Origin of the sequence: Komagataeibacter europaeus LMG 18890, from assembly GCF_000285295.1 — a bacterium.
Classification (GTDB): Bacteria; Pseudomonadota; Alphaproteobacteria; order Acetobacterales; family Acetobacteraceae; genus Komagataeibacter; species Komagataeibacter europaeus.
This window is the reverse complement of record NZ_CADP01000031.1, coordinates 2,501-19,161: the sequence shown is the minus strand read 5'-3', so window position 1 is coordinate 19,161 and position 16,661 is coordinate 2,501. Positions and strand designations below refer to the sequence as shown.

20 protein-coding genes (1 of these 20 cut by a window edge) are annotated in these 16,661 nt (G+C 64.9%); 16 read left to right on the top strand and 4 right to left on the bottom strand.

All coding sequences use genetic code 11. The features are described 5' to 3' along the window. Positions 1 to 52: 52 nt before the first annotated feature. The 14 genes from rfaD (at position 53) to GEU01_RS10700 (ending at position 12,495) form a co-directional block, all read left to right on the top strand. On the top strand, positions 53 to 1,033 hold the full coding sequence (rfaD, locus tag GEU01_RS10765; RefSeq protein ID WP_019086090.1) for an ADP-glyceromanno-heptose 6-epimerase: 981 nt from the start codon (positions 53 to 55) through the stop codon (positions 1,031 to 1,033). 41 nt (positions 1,034 to 1,074) lie between these two features. Continuing rightward, on the top strand, positions 1,075 to 1,938 hold the full coding sequence (gene lgt / locus GEU01_RS10760; protein WP_010508795.1) for a prolipoprotein diacylglyceryl transferase: 864 nt from the start codon (positions 1,075 to 1,077) through the stop codon (positions 1,936 to 1,938). Then, positions 1,935 to 2,984, top strand: a complete 1,050-nt coding sequence (locus GEU01_RS10755) for a class I SAM-dependent methyltransferase (RefSeq protein ID WP_019086089.1) — start codon at positions 1,935 to 1,937, stop codon at positions 2,982 to 2,984. Before lgt ends, GEU01_RS10755 begins: the two co-directional genes overlap by 4 nt. After that, a complete protein-coding gene (pgeF, locus tag GEU01_RS10750) occupies positions 2,981 to 3,775 on the top strand; it encodes a peptidoglycan editing factor PgeF (RefSeq protein WP_019086088.1) in 795 nt (264 codons plus the stop codon). The genes GEU01_RS10755 and pgeF overlap by 4 nt, the downstream gene beginning before the upstream one ends. Before the next feature lie 8 nt (positions 3,776 to 3,783). Then, positions 3,784 to 5,256 carry a hypothetical protein gene (locus tag GEU01_RS10745; protein WP_026018664.1) on the top strand — a complete coding sequence of 491 codons (1,473 nt, stop codon included), beginning with the start codon at positions 3,784 to 3,786 and terminating at the stop codon, positions 5,254 to 5,256. 153 nt (positions 5,257 to 5,409) lie between these two features. Further along, positions 5,410 to 6,399 carry a ribose-phosphate pyrophosphokinase gene (locus tag GEU01_RS10740; protein ID WP_010508788.1) on the top strand — a complete coding sequence of 330 codons (990 nt, stop codon included), beginning with the start codon at positions 5,410 to 5,412 and terminating at the stop codon, positions 6,397 to 6,399. A 70-nt stretch (positions 6,400 to 6,469) separates the two neighbouring features. Next, on the top strand, positions 6,470 to 7,060 hold the full coding sequence (locus tag GEU01_RS10735; RefSeq protein WP_019086086.1) for a histidine phosphatase family protein: 591 nt from the start codon (positions 6,470 to 6,472) through the stop codon (positions 7,058 to 7,060). A gap of 114 nt (positions 7,061 to 7,174) precedes the next feature. Beyond that, positions 7,175 to 7,795, top strand: a complete 621-nt coding sequence (locus GEU01_RS10730) for a 50S ribosomal protein L25/general stress protein Ctc (protein ID WP_010508784.1) — start codon at positions 7,175 to 7,177, stop codon at positions 7,793 to 7,795. A 40-nt stretch (positions 7,796 to 7,835) separates the two neighbouring features. Next, the gene (pth, locus tag GEU01_RS10725; RefSeq protein ID WP_010508782.1) at positions 7,836 to 8,408 is read left to right on the top strand and encodes an aminoacyl-tRNA hydrolase; all 573 of its coding nucleotides are present in this window, start codon (positions 7,836 to 7,838) and stop codon (positions 8,406 to 8,408) included. 6 nt (positions 8,409 to 8,414) lie between these two features. Next, entirely contained in the window at positions 8,415 to 9,509 is a 1,095-nt protein-coding gene (gene ychF, locus GEU01_RS10720; protein ID WP_019086085.1) for a redox-regulated ATPase YchF, read from the top strand. A 47-nt stretch (positions 9,510 to 9,556) separates the two neighbouring features. Beyond that, positions 9,557 to 10,840, top strand: coding sequence for a glutamate-5-semialdehyde dehydrogenase (locus GEU01_RS10715; RefSeq protein WP_019086084.1), 1,284 nt, complete (start codon positions 9,557 to 9,559; stop codon positions 10,838 to 10,840). 6 nt (positions 10,841 to 10,846) lie between these two features. Further along, the gene (locus GEU01_RS10710; protein WP_019086083.1) at positions 10,847 to 11,488 is read left to right on the top strand and encodes a nicotinate-nucleotide adenylyltransferase; all 642 of its coding nucleotides are present in this window, start codon (positions 10,847 to 10,849) and stop codon (positions 11,486 to 11,488) included. 95 nt (positions 11,489 to 11,583) lie between these two features. Then, positions 11,584 to 12,033, top strand: a complete 450-nt coding sequence (rsfS, locus tag GEU01_RS10705) for a ribosome silencing factor (RefSeq protein ID WP_010508775.1) — start codon at positions 11,584 to 11,586, stop codon at positions 12,031 to 12,033. Between the two features lie 3 nt (positions 12,034 to 12,036). After that, the gene (locus GEU01_RS10700) at positions 12,037 to 12,495 is read left to right on the top strand and encodes a 23S rRNA (pseudouridine(1915)-N(3))-methyltransferase RlmH (RefSeq protein WP_019086082.1); all 459 of its coding nucleotides are present in this window, start codon (positions 12,037 to 12,039) and stop codon (positions 12,493 to 12,495) included. A gap of 28 nt (positions 12,496 to 12,523) precedes the next feature. Here the strand turns inward: GEU01_RS10700 and GEU01_RS10695 are convergent, their stop codons facing one another. From GEU01_RS10695 to GEU01_RS10680, 4 genes are all read right to left on the bottom strand, one after another. Then, positions 12,524 to 13,270, bottom strand: a complete 747-nt coding sequence (locus tag GEU01_RS10695; protein ID WP_232272499.1) for a CHAP domain-containing protein — start codon at positions 13,268 to 13,270, stop codon at positions 12,524 to 12,526. A gap of 335 nt (positions 13,271 to 13,605) precedes the next feature. Beyond that, complete coding sequence (locus tag GEU01_RS10690) at positions 13,606 to 13,956, bottom strand: RidA family protein (RefSeq protein WP_010508769.1); 351 nt, start codon at positions 13,954 to 13,956, stop codon at positions 13,606 to 13,608. Positions 13,957 to 14,036: 80 nt separating this feature from the next. Further along, positions 14,037 to 14,675, bottom strand: coding sequence for a nucleotidyltransferase family protein (locus GEU01_RS10685; protein WP_019086080.1), 639 nt, complete (start codon positions 14,673 to 14,675; stop codon positions 14,037 to 14,039). After that, positions 14,672 to 15,754: an XdhC family protein gene (locus GEU01_RS10680; RefSeq protein WP_019086079.1), complete on the bottom strand. Its 1,083-nt coding sequence runs from the start codon at positions 15,752 to 15,754 to the stop codon at positions 14,672 to 14,674. The genes GEU01_RS10685 and GEU01_RS10680 overlap by 4 nt, the downstream gene beginning before the upstream one ends. Before the next feature lie 127 nt (positions 15,755 to 15,881). Here GEU01_RS10680 and GEU01_RS10675 point away from each other — a divergent pair, with 127 nt between their 5' ends. Together GEU01_RS10675 and GEU01_RS10670 are read left to right on the top strand one after the other, a co-directional pair. Continuing rightward, positions 15,882 to 16,262, top strand: coding sequence for a host attachment protein (locus GEU01_RS10675; protein WP_010508763.1), 381 nt, complete (start codon positions 15,882 to 15,884; stop codon positions 16,260 to 16,262). A 68-nt stretch (positions 16,263 to 16,330) separates the two neighbouring features. Then, positions 16,331 to 16,661 carry the 5' portion of an MBL fold metallo-hydrolase gene (locus GEU01_RS10670; protein WP_019086078.1) on the top strand. The gene runs 329 nt beyond the window's last position, so only the first 331 of its 660 coding nucleotides appear in the window; its start codon is at positions 16,331 to 16,333; the stop codon falls past the right edge of the window.

Below are 16,661 nucleotides of genomic sequence, written 5' to 3'. Positions count from 1 at the left end.
CGTGGCGACGCCGCAATATCGACTTCCATGCAACAGGGCAGGGTGCGGGACAGTGATCGTTATTACCGGGGGTGCGGGCTTTATCGGATCGTGCGTGCAGCAGGCGCTGCAGGCGCGCGGGATCGATACGGTCGTGGTGGACTGGCTGGGCAATGAAGGCAAGTGGCGTAACCTGCGTCACCACACGCCCACGCGCATCATCGCCCCCGAGGCGCTGGACGCGTGGCTTGAAACCCGTCCGGACATATCGGCCGTGATCCATCTGGGCGCGATCAGCGAGACGACGGCAACCGATGGCGACCTGGTGTGGCGCACCAACGTGGACCTGTCCGAACGGCTGCTGTCGTGGTGCGCGCATGAAGGGGTGCGGTTCATCTATGCTTCCTCTGCCGCGACATACGGGGCGGCGGACAGGCCCGAACAGTTCAATGACGATCCCGCCCTGCTGGACCACCTGAAGCCGCTCAACCTGTATGGCTGGTCCAAGCAGGCATTCGACCGCTCGGTGCTGCGCCGGGTGGCGGGCGGGGCGATGTCGGGCCTGTCATGGGCGGGGCTGAAGTTCTTCAATGTCTATGGCCCGAATGAATACCACAAGGGGCGCATGATCTCGGTGGTGAAGGTCAAGTATGACGAGGCCCGCGCGGGCCAGCCGCTGCGCCTGTTCCGTTCCGACGTGCCGGGTCTGGCGGACGGGGCGCAGGCACGCGACTTCATCTGGGTGGGGGATGTGGTCGATGTCATGCTGTGGCTGCTGGACCATGGCGCCGTGTGCGGACTGTTCAACTGTGGCACCGGGGTCGCGCGCACCTATACCGACCTAGCCCATGCGGTATGCGATGCGGCGAACGTGCCGCGTCGCATCGAATTCATCGACATGCCTGAAGCCCTGCGCGGGCAGTACCAGTCCTTTACCTGTGCCGACATGCGCAGGCTGCGGGCCGCGGGCTATACCCGTCCCTTCACCACGCTGGAGGACGGGGTGCACCGTTACGTCCACGACTACCTTGCTGCCCCCGATTCCTATCTGTAATCGCCTGCCGCCGCCAGAACCATGACAATGAAAGTGGGCCGATGCTGCCTGTCCTGATCTTCCCGCAGTTCGATCCGGTAATGGTCCATTTCGGGCCGTTCGCCATCCGCTGGTATGCCATGGCTTATATCGTGGCGCTTGTGGCGGGGTGGCGTATCGCGCGCCACCTTGTGGCGCTGCCACCACGGGCCGCGACCGCGCTGCAGGTGGATGACTTCCTGACATGGGCGACGCTGGGCGTGGTGTTGGGCGGGCGGCTTGGCTACATCCTGTTCTACCAGCCGGGTTTCTACCTGACGCACCCGCTGGCGATCCTGCAGGTCTGGCGGGGCGGCATGTCGTTCCACGGTGGGGCGGCGGGCGTGATTATCGCGCTGATCGTGTTTACGCGCCTGAACGGACTAAGCTTCCTTGCCTTTTCCGACCGTATCACCACCGTCGTGCCCATCGGGCTGGGGCTGGGGCGGATCGCCAACTTCATTAATGGGGAACTGTGGGGGCGTCCGGCCCCGTCCTCGCTGCCATGGGCCATGATCTTTCCCGATGCGGGGCCGGAACCGCGCCATCCGTCCGAACTTTATGAAGCCTTTGCGGAGGGGCTGCTGCTGTTCACCCTGCTGTGGTGTGTGTCGCGCAGCCTGCGCGTTCGCCAGCATCCCGGTTTCATCGCCGGGCTGTTCCTGTTCGGTTACGCGGTGGCGCGGACGGTATGCGAATGCTTTCGCGAACCGGACGCCTTCATCGGCTTCCTGCCCTTTGGCGTGACGATGGGACAGGTGTTGTGCGTGCCCATGGCAATCGGGGGGGCGGGGCTTATGCTCAATGCCTGCATGCGTCCCGCGCGCACATCCGTCATGGCCGACGCGCCGGACGAACCGGCGGGCGATGGCGGGACCGCCCGGTGAGCGGACCCGGCGAACGCCTGGACCACTTCATGGCCCGGGCGAATGCCGCCTATTACGCCGGGTGCGACCCGTTTGCCGATTTCATTACCGCGCCCGAAATATCGCAGGTGTTTGGTGAACTGCTGGGCGCGTGGGTGGCGGTGGTGTGGGGCCAGCTGGGTTGCCCCGATCCCTTCATGCTGGTGGAGCCCGGGCCGGGGCGCGGTACGCTCATGGCCGATGCGCTGCGTCTTGTGCGGCGTGTTGCCCCCGCCTGCCACAAAGCCATGCGGGTACACCTGATCGAAACCTCGCCCCGGCTGCGTGATGTGCAGGCGGCCGCATTGCGTGACGCCACGATCATGCCGGTATGCTGGCATGACCGGCTGGATGGCGTGCCCGATGGGCCGATGGTGCTGGTGGCCAATGAATTCCTTGATGCCCTGCCCATACGGCAGTTCGTCAGGCGGGGGCAGGGCTGGGACGAGCGTTTCGTGCATGATGGCGCCTTCACGCTTGCCCCGGGTGATTTCCCGGCGCGCCATCCCGCCCGCCTGCGTCCGGCGCCTGAAGGAGAAGTGCTGGAAACCTGCCAGCCCGCGCTGGATTTCATCCATGCGCTTGGCGCGCGCCTGCTGCGCTGGCCGGGGGCGGCGGTGCTGATCGACTATGGGTATGATGCCCCGGCGTGGGGGGACAGCCTGCAGGCATTGCGGGATGGCCGTCCGGCCGATCCCCTGCTGGATGCGGGCTGCGCGGATCTTACGGCGCATGTCGATTTCGGGGCGATTGCCGATCATGTCCCCGCCGGGGTGGATGTGTGGGGCAGCATGACCCAGGGCAGTTTCCTGTCTGCGCTGGGGCTTGCCGCGCGTGTGGAACAGCTTGCCCGCGCTGTCCCCGCGCAGGCGGATGAAATCCGCGCGGCGGCCCGGCGACTGGTCGCCCCGGACCGCATGGGGCAGCTTTTTCGTGTAATGGGGCTTTCATCCGGGCTTGCGGGTGACCTGCCGGGTTTTGCGGGCAGGCGTGCGGGGAATGGAACAGGCAGGGGAGGAACGCCATGACGACCGACAGCGTGATCACGGATGCGCAGGTGGTGCGCAGCCCTGTTTTCGGCGGGATCAGGCATGGGTTCTTTACCCGCCAGGGTGGCGTGTCCACCGGGCCATATGCCAGCCTGAACTGTTCGACCCGTTCGGCGGACAATCCCGCCGCCCTGCATGAAAACCGCCGCCGGGTGGCGCGGTATGTCGGCGTGCGCCCGGATCACCTGCTGGGCCTGACACAGGTGCATGGCGATCGCACCATTACGGTCACGACACCATGGGAAACCGGTCGTGGGCCGGAGGGCGACGGCATGGTGACCGACCGACCCGGCCTTGCGCTGGGCGTGATTACGGCGGATTGCGCCCCGGTGCTGTTCAGCAATGCGGGGGGCACGGTCGTGGGGGCGGCCCATGCAGGCTGGCGCGGCGCCTGTGGTGGGATTCTGGAGTCGGTGGTAGCGGCCATGGGCGCGCTGGGCTGCGCGCCGGGTGACATTCGCGCTGTGGTTGGACCCTGTATCGCGCCGGACAGTTATGAGGTCGGCCCGGACATGCGCGATGCGGCGCTGGCGCATGATGCGGCGGCGGAAGCATTTTTCATCCCTGCGGCGCGGCCGGGACATTTCATGTTTGACCTGCCGGGATACAGCGTCATGCGGCTGCGGCGCTGCGGTGTGGGACAGGCGGAGGCGCTGGGCATTGATACCCTGCATGATGAAACCCGTTTCTTCAGCCATCGCCGCCGTACGCTGGCGGGTGGCGGGGTCATCGGGCACCAGATTTCCGTTATTGCCTGCCCGGCGATATAGATAGGGGCATGATGTCAGAAGTTTTTGCCCGGCGGCTGCTTACGGGGTCAGCCATTGCAGTACTCTGTATGCTTGGGGGCTGTGTCAGCGTGCCGCATCCCTTCCGCCATGGGACGGAGACAGCCCAGGCGCCGACGGCCCGGCTGGCCGTGCCGGTTTCCACGGCGTCGGGCACGGATCAGGCCGGGGCGCAGGGCTGGCAGCGCGCCATGGTCAATGCCCTGCTGGCGCAGTCGGTGCCCGCAATGGGCCAGCCGGCGCGGCCGGGCGACTGGTGGCTGAAAATGACGGCGGATGCCCGCAATGGCGCGATTGTCCCGACCTATGCCGTCATCACCCCCAAGGGCGAGGAACGCGGTCATATGGATGGCGCGCCCGTGCCCGTGCAGCAGTGGCAGGCGGTGGACGGGCAGGCTGTCACCCGTGCGGCACAGAATGCCGCCCCCGGTGTGGCCGAACTGCTGACCGGCATACAGGCCGCCCAGATGCAGAAGGATCCCAACAGCCTCAAGAACCGTCCCGCCCATGTCTATTTCGCGGGCGTGCAGGGCGCGCCGGGGGATGGGGACCGCGCACTGGCGCGGGCCTTCATCGCGGCATTCCCCGATGCGCATGAGGATATCCGCCATACCGCAACCGGGGCGGATTACACGGTGCGCTGCACGGTCGTGCTCAATGACGCGGTCACCACGACATCCACCACGAAGCAGCAGCATATCGTGCTGACATGGCAGGTGCTGGATGCGCAGGGCAAGGAAGCGGGCGCGGCCACCCAGATCCATGACATAAAAGCCCATTCACTGGATACGAAGTGGGGTGATGTCGCCGTGGCGGCGGCGGATGAGGCGGCAGGGGCCGCGCGCCAGATCATCACGCGCTATTCCGGTCGGGCCAATGTCCCGCTGGCGGCGGATGGCGTGCTGCCTGCCCGGTCATCATCCCCCGTCACACAGTCCGCGACAGCCGGCACGGCCGCCGCGGCAGTGGATACGGTCGCGCCCGTGCCGGTCATCGGTGGCAAGGGCGTTGCCACAGGTACGTCAGTGCCGAAAGCCATCTCCACCCCCGCCCCGGTCGTGGCGGATGCCGTGCCCGTAACCGGGACGCCCGTGGCGGCGCCAGTCGTGTCGCCCACGCCCGTTTCAGCCCCGTCTGCGCACATCGCCGCGCCGTCCCCGGCACCTGCCGCGCCAGCCGTGTCTGTGGCGCCCGTCGCTCCGGTCGTGCATGCGGCCGCCTCACCGGCCGTGGCACCGGTGGTCCACACACCGGCCCCGGTATCCGTAGCCCAGCCCAGGGCGGTATCGCGCCCCGCGCCCCCGGTTGCGCAGAAGGCCGCTGAATGGCCCCCCATGCCCAAGGCGGTGCCCGCGGAAAATCCGGCCCCGACCGAAATCACTGGTAAACCCGTGCCTGTCACGCCGCCCGCACCGGCCCGGCCCTTTCCTGGCGTAACGCTGCCACCCCGTCGCCCGGTGTGACGGATCGGCCACGAAGGGCAGGCGTGCAGGTTTCGCCATCCTTAGATAGGTGACACGGGGTATGCCGGTTGTTAGAACCCCGCACATAAACAACGGGGATGGCGTGCAAAAGCCGCCCTGATCGCCTGCACCGCCGCCCGGGAGCGTCACACGATGAAGATTGTCGCCTGTAACAGCAACCTGCCCCTTGCCGAAAAAGTAGCAGCGGAGCTGGGACTGCCGCTTTGTAATGCGACCGTGCGGCGTTTCGCCGACATGGAAATCTTTGTCGAGATTCATGAAAACGTGCGTGGTGAGGATGTTTTCGTCATCCAGAGCACCTGCTCCCCCACCAATGACAACCTCATGGAACTGCTGATCATGCTTGATGCGCTGCGTCGCGGGTCGGCACGCCGCATCACGGCGGTCATGCCGTATTTCGGTTACGCCCGGCAGGATCGCAAATCCGGCCCCCGCACGCCGATCAGCGCCAAGCTGGTGGCCAATATCCTGGTCGAGGCCGGGGCCAACCGTGTCCTGACCATGGACCTGCACGCCATGCAGATCCAGGGCTTCTTCGACATTCCGGTGGACAACCTGTATGCCGCCCCGCTGTTTACCCGTGACATCCGTGGCCGCATGAAGATCGATGGCGAGCCGCCGCTGCCCTATGACGCCCCGCCGATGGACATTCCCGGTGGCCCCCACAACCTCATGATCGTGTCCCCCGACGTGGGCGGCGTGGTGCGCGCCCGCCAGCTGGCGCAGCGGCTGAACGTGGACCTTGCCATCATCGACAAGCGACGCGAGCGCGCGGGCGTGTCCGAAGTCATGAACGTGATCGGTGACGTGCGGGGCCGTTACTGCATCCTGGTGGATGATATTGTCGACAGTGGCGGTTCGCTGTGCAACGCGGCGGAAGCGCTGATGAAGCATGGCGCGGCAGCGGTCGAGGCATATGTGACCCACGGCGTGCTGACCGGCAGCGCGGTCAGCCGCATTGGCCAGTCGCCGCTGGGCATGCTGACGCTGACCGACAGCATCAAGGCGACCGAGGCGGTGAGGGATTCGGCCAATATCCGCCAGATCAGCACGGCGGCCCTGATCTCGCGCGCCATGCAGGCCATATCGGACGAAAGCTCGGTTTCGTCGCTGTTTGACTGAAGGACGGGATTGACCCCCGGGCTGTCCCGGCGTTACCCCCACAGGGGTGTAACAAGCAAGGAACGACCCCATGACTGACCTGATTGCCCGGCCGTACTGGTATCTGCGCCATGGGGAAACGGACTGGAATGCGCAGGGGCGTTCGCAGGGGCGGACCGATATTCCGCTGAACCAGACCGGCATCCGGCAGGCCGAGGCGGCCGGCCTGCTGCTGGCGAAGCACTGGCATGACCATGCACCGATCGTGCGGATCGTGTCGTCGCCGCTGATCCGCGCGCGCCGGACGGCGGAAATCGTGGCTGACCAGCTGGCGGCCAACGGCGCCCCCCGGCTGGAGATCGCGCTGGATGACGGGCTGAAGGAAGTCTGCTTCGGTGACGAGGAAGGCAAGCCCATGGGAACATGGTACGACAGCTGGATCGCGGGCGATTACACCCCACCCAATGGCGAAAGCTTTGCCGACCTGCGTGAACGCGCCGTATCGGCCGTGAACCGGGCGCTGGAAAAGGATGGCGTGCCGCTGATCGTCTGCCATGGCGCGATGTTCCGCGCCCTGCGTTCGGCCATGCACCTCAAGCCCAATGTGCGCCTGCCCAACGCGACGCCGATGTGGGCCGAGCCGGGGCCGACGCCGGTATGGAACCTGACCGCGCTTTCCTGAAAAACCGGGCGGGCGCGCCCTTGGGTGATTGCATCAGGCGCGGTTTTCCGTTAAACGCCGCGCACGCGCTGGCACCCCTGGAGGCCCGCGCGCTTGTGTTTCAGGAGCAAACAAGTGACCAAATTCACCAAGATCGAAGTCTCTTCGCGCGCGAAGGCTGGTAAGGGGGCAGCGCGTGCAACGAGGCGTGCCGGCCACGTGCCCGGCGTTATCTATGGCGGCGGCCAGGAACCCACCCTGATCGCGCTTGACCCCCGTATCGTGCACCGTGAACTGCACAAGTCCGGCTGGCGTTCGCGCATCTATGACATCTCCGTCGCGGGTGGCCCGTCCGTGCACGCCCTGCTGCGTGAGATCCAGCTGCACCCGGTGACCGATGCGCCGCTGCATGTTGACTACCAGCGCCTGGCCGCTGGCCATAAGGTGCACGTGGAAGTGGAAGTCCGCTTCACGGGTGAAGAACTCTCCCCCGGCGTCAAGCGCGGTGGCGTGATGAACATCGTCCGCCACACGGTGGACGTGGTGGTTGATCCGGCCAACATCCCGGAATTCTTCACTGCCGACCTGTCCAAGCTCGACTTCCACGACAACGTGCGGTGGGAAGACCTGAAGGGCACGGAGCATGTCACCCCGGTGCTGCAGGACAACAACTTCGTGATCGCCAACGTCGCACCGCCGAGTGTTGATGAAGAGGCCGAAGCCGCTGAAGCCGCCGAAGGCGAAGCCGAGGGCTGATCCCGCCCACCGCCATGCTGACCTGACAGGAGGATGAACGATGCTGCTCTGGACCGGTCTTGGTAACCCCGAGACGGGGATGAGCCGGAATCGTCACAATGTCGGGTTCATGGCGGTGGACCGGATTGCCGACCGCCACGGGTTCGCCCCGTGGCGGAAGCGCTTTCGCGGTGAAGTGGCGGAAGGGATGATCGGGCGGCACAAGGTGCTGCTGCTCAAGCCCATGACGTACATGAACCTCTCGGGGGAGAGCGTTCAGCAGGCGGCCGCTTTCTACAAGCTGCCAGCCGAGGCCATTACGGCATTCCATGATGAACTGGACCTTGAGCCCGGACGCATCCGCGTAAAGCGTGGCGGCGGGGCGGCGGGGCATAACGGCCTGCGGTCGATGGACCGCATGCTGGGTACGAAAGAATACTGGCGCGTGCGGCTGGGCATCGGGCATCCCGGCAGCCGTGAGCGCGTGACAGGCCATGTGCTGGGCGACTTCTCCCGCACGGACCGCGAGTGGCTGGACCCGATGCTTGATGCGCTGGCTGATGAGGCCGTGCTGCTGGCGGACGGGAAGCCGGAACTGTTCATGACAAGAATGGCCGCGCAGGCCGGGGAGTAAGGGCGTATGGGCTTTAACTGTGGCATCGTGGGCCTGCCGAATGTGGGTAAATCCACGCTGTTCAACGCCCTGACGGAAACAGCGTCGGCGCAGGCCGCGAACTATCCGTTCTGCACCATCGAGCCGAATGTGGGCCGTGTCGCCGTGCCGGATGCGCGACTGGCCAATCTGGCGCGCATCGGCAAGTCGCAGAAGATCCTGCCCACCAGTCTTGAATTCGTCGATATCGCGGGCCTGGTGCGCGGTGCGTCGCGCGGGGAGGGCCTGGGCAACCAGTTCCTGGCCAATATCCGTGAGGTGGATGCGATCATCCACGTCCTGCGCTGTTTTGAAGATGACGACATCACCCATGTCGAGGGTGGCGTTGACCCCATCCGTGATGCGGAGATCATCGAGACCGAACTGATGCTGGCCGACCTCGAATCGCTGGAAAAGCGGATCGTGGCGCTGCAGAAGAAAGCGCGCGGCAACGACCGCGAGGCTGCGGCCCAGGTCGAACTGATGGAACCGCTGATCGAGGCGCTGCGTGAAGGGCAGCCCGCGCGCAAGGCCATTCCGGCGGGGCAGGAAGAAGCGGTGCGCCGCCTCCAGCTCATGACCTCGAAGCCCGTGCTGTATGTGTGCAACGTGGATGAAGGCTCGGCTGCGACGGGTAACGAATTTTCCGAACGCGTCCGTGCCCGCGCGGAAGAGGAAGGGGCCGCCATGGTCGTGGTTTCCGCCGCGATCGAGGCCGAGGTCAGCCAGCTTGGCCCCGAAGACCGGGTGGAGTTCCTCGAAGGGCTCGGCCTGAAGGATAGCGGGCTGGACCGTGTCATCGCGGCCGGCTACCGCCTGCTGGGCCTGAGCACCTACTTTACCGTGGGGCCGAAGGAAACGCGAGCCTGGACCATTACCGAAGGGACCAAGGCCCCGCAGGCTGCCGCTGTCATCCATAATGATTTTGAACGTGGCTTCATTGCCTGCGAAACCATTGCGTATGATGATTACATTGCCTGCAATGGTGAAGCTGGCGCGCGTGAAGCGGGCAAGCTGCGGATCGAAGGGCGGGATTACGAGGTGCAGGATGGTGATGTCCTGCTGTTCCGCTTTAACGTCTGATACGGGCGTATTGCCCGTTCAGGAATGGACTGAAGGAGTGACGGATCATGGACCAGGCTGTTGCAATCCCCACGCGGGCTGACGCACCGCAGCCGGACGTGATCCGCACCATGGCCATCGCCGCCCGCGCCGCAGGCCGCGTGCTGGCCCGCAGCACGACCGAAACCCGCAACAGGGCCCTGATGGCGGCGGCTGACGCCCTGCGCGCCAGTCAGGCTGAACTGCTGGCCGCCAATGCGCGTGACGTGGCGGCCTTTGCCGGGGCGGCCGCATTCCGTGACCGGCTGACCCTCAACCCCGAACGGGTCGAGGCGATGGCGAAGGGGCTGGAGCAGGTTGCCAGCCTGGCGGACCCGGTTGGCCATGTCATGGCGGAATGGGATCGGCCCAACGGCCTGCGCATCCGTCGTGTCGCGACCCCGGTGGGCGTAATTGGCATGATTTACGAAAGTCGCCCCAACGTGGGGGCCGATGCCGCCGCCCTGTGCATCAAGTCCGGCAATGCCGTGATCCTGCGCGGCGGGTCGGACAGCCTGAACAGCGCGCGCGTCATTCACGCCGCCATGCAGGCGGGGCTGCAGGCGGCTGGCCTGCCGGTGGAATGCGTGCAGATCCCGCCCGATGCGGATCGCGCGCATGTCGCGTCCATGCTGGGGGCGGCAGGCCTGATCGACCTGATCATTCCTCGTGGCGGCAAATCACTGGTCGAGCGTGTCTGTGCCGAGGCCCGCGTGCCCGTGCTGGCCCATGCCGAAGGGCTGTGCCACACCTATGTCCACGCCGCCGCCGATCTGGAAATGGCGCGACGGATCGTGCTGAACGCCAAGCTGCGCCGTCCGGGCATCTGTGGCGCGACCGAGACCCTGCTGGTGGATCAGGCGATTGCGCCCAAGATCCTGCCCGGCCTGATCGAGGATCTGGCCACCCGTGGCTGCACGTTCCGCGCCGATGCCCGCGCGCGTGAGATCGTGCCCGACCTGCCCGCCGCGACGGAAGATGATTTCGCCACCGAATGGCTGGATGCGGTGCTGTCGGTTGGCGTGGTGGATGGCGTGGAGGAGGCGCTGGCCCATATCGCACGTTACGGCAGCGCCCATACCGAAGCGATCGTGACCGAGGACGAGGCCGTGGCGACTACTTTCCTGAACGGGACGGATAGCGCCGTGGTCATGTGGAATGCCTCCACCCAGTTCTGCGACGGGGGGGAATTCGGGTTTGGTGCGGAAATCGGTATTGCCACCGGACGTTTCCATGCCCGCGGCCCTGTTGGACTGGAGCAGCTGACAACCTATCGGTACGAGGTGATCGGCACCGGACAGGTCCGGCCCTGATCCTTGTTGACGGGCGTGGGTGATGTCCTGCCGGTCCGTGGCGACGGGCGGCATATGCGTGTCGGCCTGCTGGGCGGTTCGTTCAACCCGGTGCATGACGGCCACGTCCAGCTTGCCTGCCGGGCGCTGCGGCAGCTGAAGCTGGATCAGGTGTGGTTCCTTGTCTCGCCGGGCAATCCGCTCAAGCCGGTGGCGGGCATGGCGCCCCTGTCGCAGCGGCTGGCGCTGGTGCGCGCGCGTATCCATGGCGTGCGTGGGCGCAGGCTGCTGGCGACCGATATCGAAAGCCGGATCGGCACGCGATACACCGTCGATACGCTGCGTCGCCTGAAACAGCTTTTCCCGCATGTACATTTTGTCTGGCTGATGGGGGCGGACGGACTGGCGCATATGGGCCGATGGCGGCGGTGGCGGGACATCGTGCGTATGGTTCCACTCGCGATTCTACCACGACCGGGCTATAATCCTGCCGCATTGCACGGTCAGATTGCCCGCAGGCTTGCGCGCTGGCGGCGGCCAGCACGACAGGCGGGCAGACTGGCTATGTGCAGGCCGCCGGCATGGGTCTTTCTTCCCGCGCCGCAGAACGCTATATCAGCAACACAAATACGTGCATCGCAGGCCAATTCCGGCCACGGACGGGAGTAACAGCCATAACCAGGAAGCCTTCAGCCGAGAGTGGCGCCAAGCGCCGGACCGGCAGCACCCTTTCCGCGGGACAGCCACGCGTCAACGCGGCGTCATTGGGCAGTGCCGTGCAGGTGCCGGGCACGCCGCGCAAGAAGGCCGCCGTGGCTGGCCCTGTATCCACTGACGCGCGCGAAGCCGACCCGCGCGTGGAACAGTTTCTGGAAATCATCACCACCAGCCTGGAAGATGACAAGGCCGAGGATATCGTGGTCATTGACCTGACGGGCCGTGCATCCTTTGCCGACCGGATGGTGATCGCGACGGGCGTGGCGGATCGGCAGATCGCGGCCATGGCGGCCCATATCGATCGCAAGCTGGGTGAGGTCGGGCACAAGCGGGTACGGACCGAAGGGGCCTCCGGTTCCGACTGGGTGCTGCTGGATGCGGGGGATATCGTCGTGCATCTGTTCAAGCCTGAGTCGCGTGCGCTGTACGGTCTGGAACGGATGTGGGGCGCGGATCTGGATGTCCCGCCGGAGGCGCCAGCGACACCGGTGGACTGAACGGTGTTTCATCTGATTGCAGTGGGCCGCATGAAGGACCGGGTGGAACGCGACCTGTTTGATCGTTACGCCAACCGGCTTTCGCCGCGTATCAAGCTGGTGGAACTGCCCGAAGGGCGCGGCGCACCCAATGAAATCAAGCGCAGGGAAGGGCAGGCGATCCTGACCGCATTGCCTGACCGTGCGATTGTGGTGGCCATGGATGAAGGCGGCCGGACATATGACAGTCTGGCCTTTTCACATGCGGTGGAACAGTGGGTCGAAACGCCACGCCCACTGTGTTTTGTCATCGGGGGGGCGGAAGGGCTGGACGCGACGGTCATACAGCGCGCCGACCATACGCTTTCACTGGGCAAGATGACATGGCCGCACATGCTGGTGCGCGGCATGCTGGCGGAACAGCTTTATCGTGCCCGCGCCATTTCATCGGGGCATCCGTATCATCGGGCCGGGCGGCCCTGATTTCAGGGCCACGGCTTCTTTTATTCGATTACCGGACGGAACGATTCGGCGCGTCATCCGTATAGGCAAGGGATGAAGAGGCGTGACCGGCGATGCCTTCAGGCGCTTCGGCCACTTCCGTGCTGTTGTGGCGTGGCATCGTGCGACCGGAAGTCCGCGCCATGGTGGCTGGGTTGCGCATGGCCTTCTGGTAGGTGCTCAGCATCATGTTGGATGTGGTATCCGGTCGGGCGTAGATGAAGCCGTAGGTCGGATAGATGCTGCCAAATGCACCGCTGCCGCTGTTCAGCGCCACGCGCACGGCAGACCAGTCATTGTTGGGCGATACGTCGATCACCGGAACATCACGGCTGATCCCGCGCTGGCCCCAGTGGGACTGGTCAATGACAATGGTACGGCTGTTGACGACCTGACGCACCACGGCCACATGGCCCAGTGGCATGCGACGGGTGCCACGGAAATTCAGGACACTGCCTTCTTCCGGCGAATTGCCACGGGCGTAACGCCCGGCGGCGTTGTACCACCAGTCAACCGCGTTGCCCCGGATTTCAACATCCGATGCCGATTTGGCGAAGGCTACGCACTGGATCACATGCCCACGTTCATGCGTGGTGCGACGATAGCTGGCGTGGTGCAGGACATGATACCCGGCGGCCGAATGCGCCGCGACGGGATGGACATGGCTGACATGCCGGACCGACCTTGCATGTCCCTGTTCCGAAAACATGAATCCGAACGTGGCACCAAGAACGGAAAGCAAAACGCCACGCTTCATGTTTCTGATCCACATTTTCCGCAATCTCTCCACCGCATCGGGGTGATTCTCTGATAACCCGCTCACATCGTGTTCATCGAGTAGCAAGCCCATTGCAAGTCTGACAAGCCTGCGCTGTGAAGGATGAACAGCAACGCTGCATATTTCACCCAAAAACTTCATCTCGGAAAGAAAATAGGAATATATTCTTTAATCGGACCATTCATCCCCTGTTTTTCAGTCGCTTATGCGTGAGAAATCAAAGGGGAGAACATAAGTGGAATGATTCTTGGGCAGCGGGAAAGTTGCAAAAATGTGACATGTTTATCAGCTGACTTTCCCGCATCCCGTTCGTCTTATTTGGTGGCGATCACCATGATCTCGACCAGTACGTCGGGGTGGGCCATCTTGGCTTCGACGCAGGCCCGCGCGGGTGCGCCATCCTTGGGCAGCCACGGCCCCCATACCGCGTTCAGCGCGTCACGGTCATTGATGTCCTTCAGCCAGATCTGGGCCTGCAGCAGGCGGGTGTTGTCAGTGCCGTGCAGTTCCAGCGCCTCGTCAATCTGGGCCAGAATGTCCTTGGTCTGCGCCGTGATGTCTGCGGACAGGTCGCGGGCGACGAATCCCTGTGTGAACAGGAAGCCATGGTATTCCACCACCTTGGACAGGATGGGGTTGGGTTCGGTGCGGATAATCTTGCTCATGTCTTGATCCTGGTTGGTTGTCAGGCCGTGCGGTGGACCGCATGGCGTGCCTTCTCTCTTTGCGCTGGCGCGGGCTCAGGTCAACCGTCTGCAAAGCAGCGCGCGAAGTCGGCCAACCGGGCCGGGGTGTCAAAGTCCGCCGTAATTTCCGCCCCGGCCGCAACGCGCGCCATGCCGGTTTCATGCTGGCGCAGGAGCGGGCGCGCGCCCTGGTCCCCCGTCAGGGCCAGCAGGGCAGGGAACAGGTCACGGCTCCACAGGACCGGGTTGCCGCGCCTGCCTTCATGCACCGGCATCACGCCGGGTCGGTCGGGATGGGTCAGGAAGGTCGCGATCATGCGGTCGATCAGGTCCGTGCCGATCAGTGGCATGTCCCCCAGGCAGACCAGCGCGCCCGTGACAGCCGGATACGCACTGGCGGCGCGGATACCTGCCGCCAGTGTCTGGGACAGGCCGCATGCATGGTTGGGTGCCGTAATGAATCGGGGGGCGTTTTCCGCCTGTCTGTCGATTGACGCGGCGGCCTGGATTTCAGCGGCTCGATGTCCCAGCACGACAATCACCGGCCCGGCCCGGCTGGCGGTGATGGCGCGCAGGGTGCGGGCAATCATGGGCAGGCCCGTGGCGTCGGGCGTCAGCAGCTTGTGCAGGGGGGCGGTGCGACTGGAACGGCCCGCCGCCAGCACAATGGCCGCGACACGCGGCCCGGCCCGCGTCATGCCCAGCCCGAGATCCGCCCCAGCGGCTTGTTATGACGCACGGCCACGATTTCAGCCAGAATCGACAGGGCGATTTCAGCCGCCCCCACCGCCCCGATGGCCAGCCCGACGGGACCATGGATACGGGCGATCTGTCCGGCGGAGAAACCGGCCTCGCGCAGTCGCTCAACGCGTGATGCCTGTGTTTTGCGTGATCCCAGCGCACCAATATAAAAGGCATCGCCATTCAGGGCGTAATGCAGGGTGGGATCATCCAGCTTGGCGTCATGCGTCAATGTCACGATGGCCGTCTGGTTATCCACCCCCAGCCGCGCCAGTGCTTCATCCGGCCAGTCGGTTTCCAGCGTGATGCCGGGGAAACGTTCGGCGGTCGCGAGTTGTGTGCGGGGGTCGATGACCGTCACGCTAAATCCGGTGGTCTGCGCCATGGGGGCCAGTACCTGCGCGATATGCACGGCCCCCGCGATCAGCAGGCGGGGTGGCATGGGAATAAGGTGCAGGAACCACAGGGCCTGCCCCGCTTCATCTTCCAGCCTCAGGCTGCGGCCGGTTTCAAATACGTCCCGCGCGCGGGCGTCCAGCCGTGCAGCCAGATCGGATGATGCATCGGATGCGGCATCGGTCTGGTACAGCAGGCGCGTGGCCCCCGTCGCCAGTTCGGTCGCCACGATGACCGGAACCCGGGCCCGGCGTTTTTCCGCCACGGTTTCCAGCATGGCCAGATCCAGCGTGCCCTGCGGGTGCGTGGGGGTGCGCACGGCGGCCACATACACATCCAGCAGCCCACCACAGGCCAGGCCAACCGCCCATGCGTCATCACTGGATACACCATAGGACAGGGCGGCGGGATGGCCGGTGGCCATGACGTTCCCCGCTTCCTCGATCACCGCGCCTTCCACGCAGCCGCCACTAACCGATCCCTCGATGCGGCCATTGGCGCAGACCGCCATCATGCTGCCAGCCGGCCGGGGGGAACTGCCCCAGGTGGAGGTAACGGTCGCCAGCGCGCAGGGCTGACCCGCCCGCGCCCATTCGATCAGGAGATCCAGGGGATCCCGCGTGGATGAAACCTGTGTCATAGCAGGACTACTCTATCAGCACGCATACACTCATGCCAGCCGGTGGACATGTACGAACAGGCATCCCATATATTGCCACAACATAACGCCACCCCGATGTGGGGCGCGCATGAATGGAGTACTGTAAATGAGTTATGTCGATCCTGCCTGGTATGTTGTTGCCGATAACATTCATGCCCGTATCCTGAAGCATGGCGAACATGGTCTTGCGACGTTCGAGCACCTCAAGAGCGACGATGCAAAGGGCATGGATGCTCCGCGCAACGGTGCCTATGGCAAGGTCATTGCGGAATTCCTGAACACGGTCGTGCGCCAGAAGAAGGCTCCGGCCATCGCGATCGCGGCCCCCGGTGACGTCATGCACCAGATCCGCGCGCATCTGGACGTGCACACCCGTGCGCTGGTGGTCAAGGAACTGGAGCGTGACCTGACCAACACCCCCGATCATGAACTGGCCAAGCATTTCGACATTCCGGCCACCGGCTGGCCGCTGCCCAACGCGGGCTGATCGGCTACTGGTCGCCTGTTGCGCCCCGCGGTAACGTGGGGCGCTTTTTTATATGTAGGGTTCCGCGCATGCCGACACCTCTTTCCCTTGAAATCGTGCCCGTCACCGCCTTTGGCCAGAACTGTTCCATATTATGGAATACCGACACGCATCATGCCGTCGTGGTCGACCCGGGGGGTGATGTGCCGCGTATCATGGCGTTCATCACGCAGAAGGGACTGTCGGTTGACGCCATCTGGTTGACCCATGGCCATCTGGACCATGCCGGTGGGGCGGATGCGCTGCGGCGGGAACTGTCCACACGGCAGGGTGCCCCGGTGCAGGTTATCGGGCCGGATCGGGCGGATGATGCCCTGCTGTCCTCCATTACCCAGCAGGCGGCCCTGTTTGGCCTGAGTG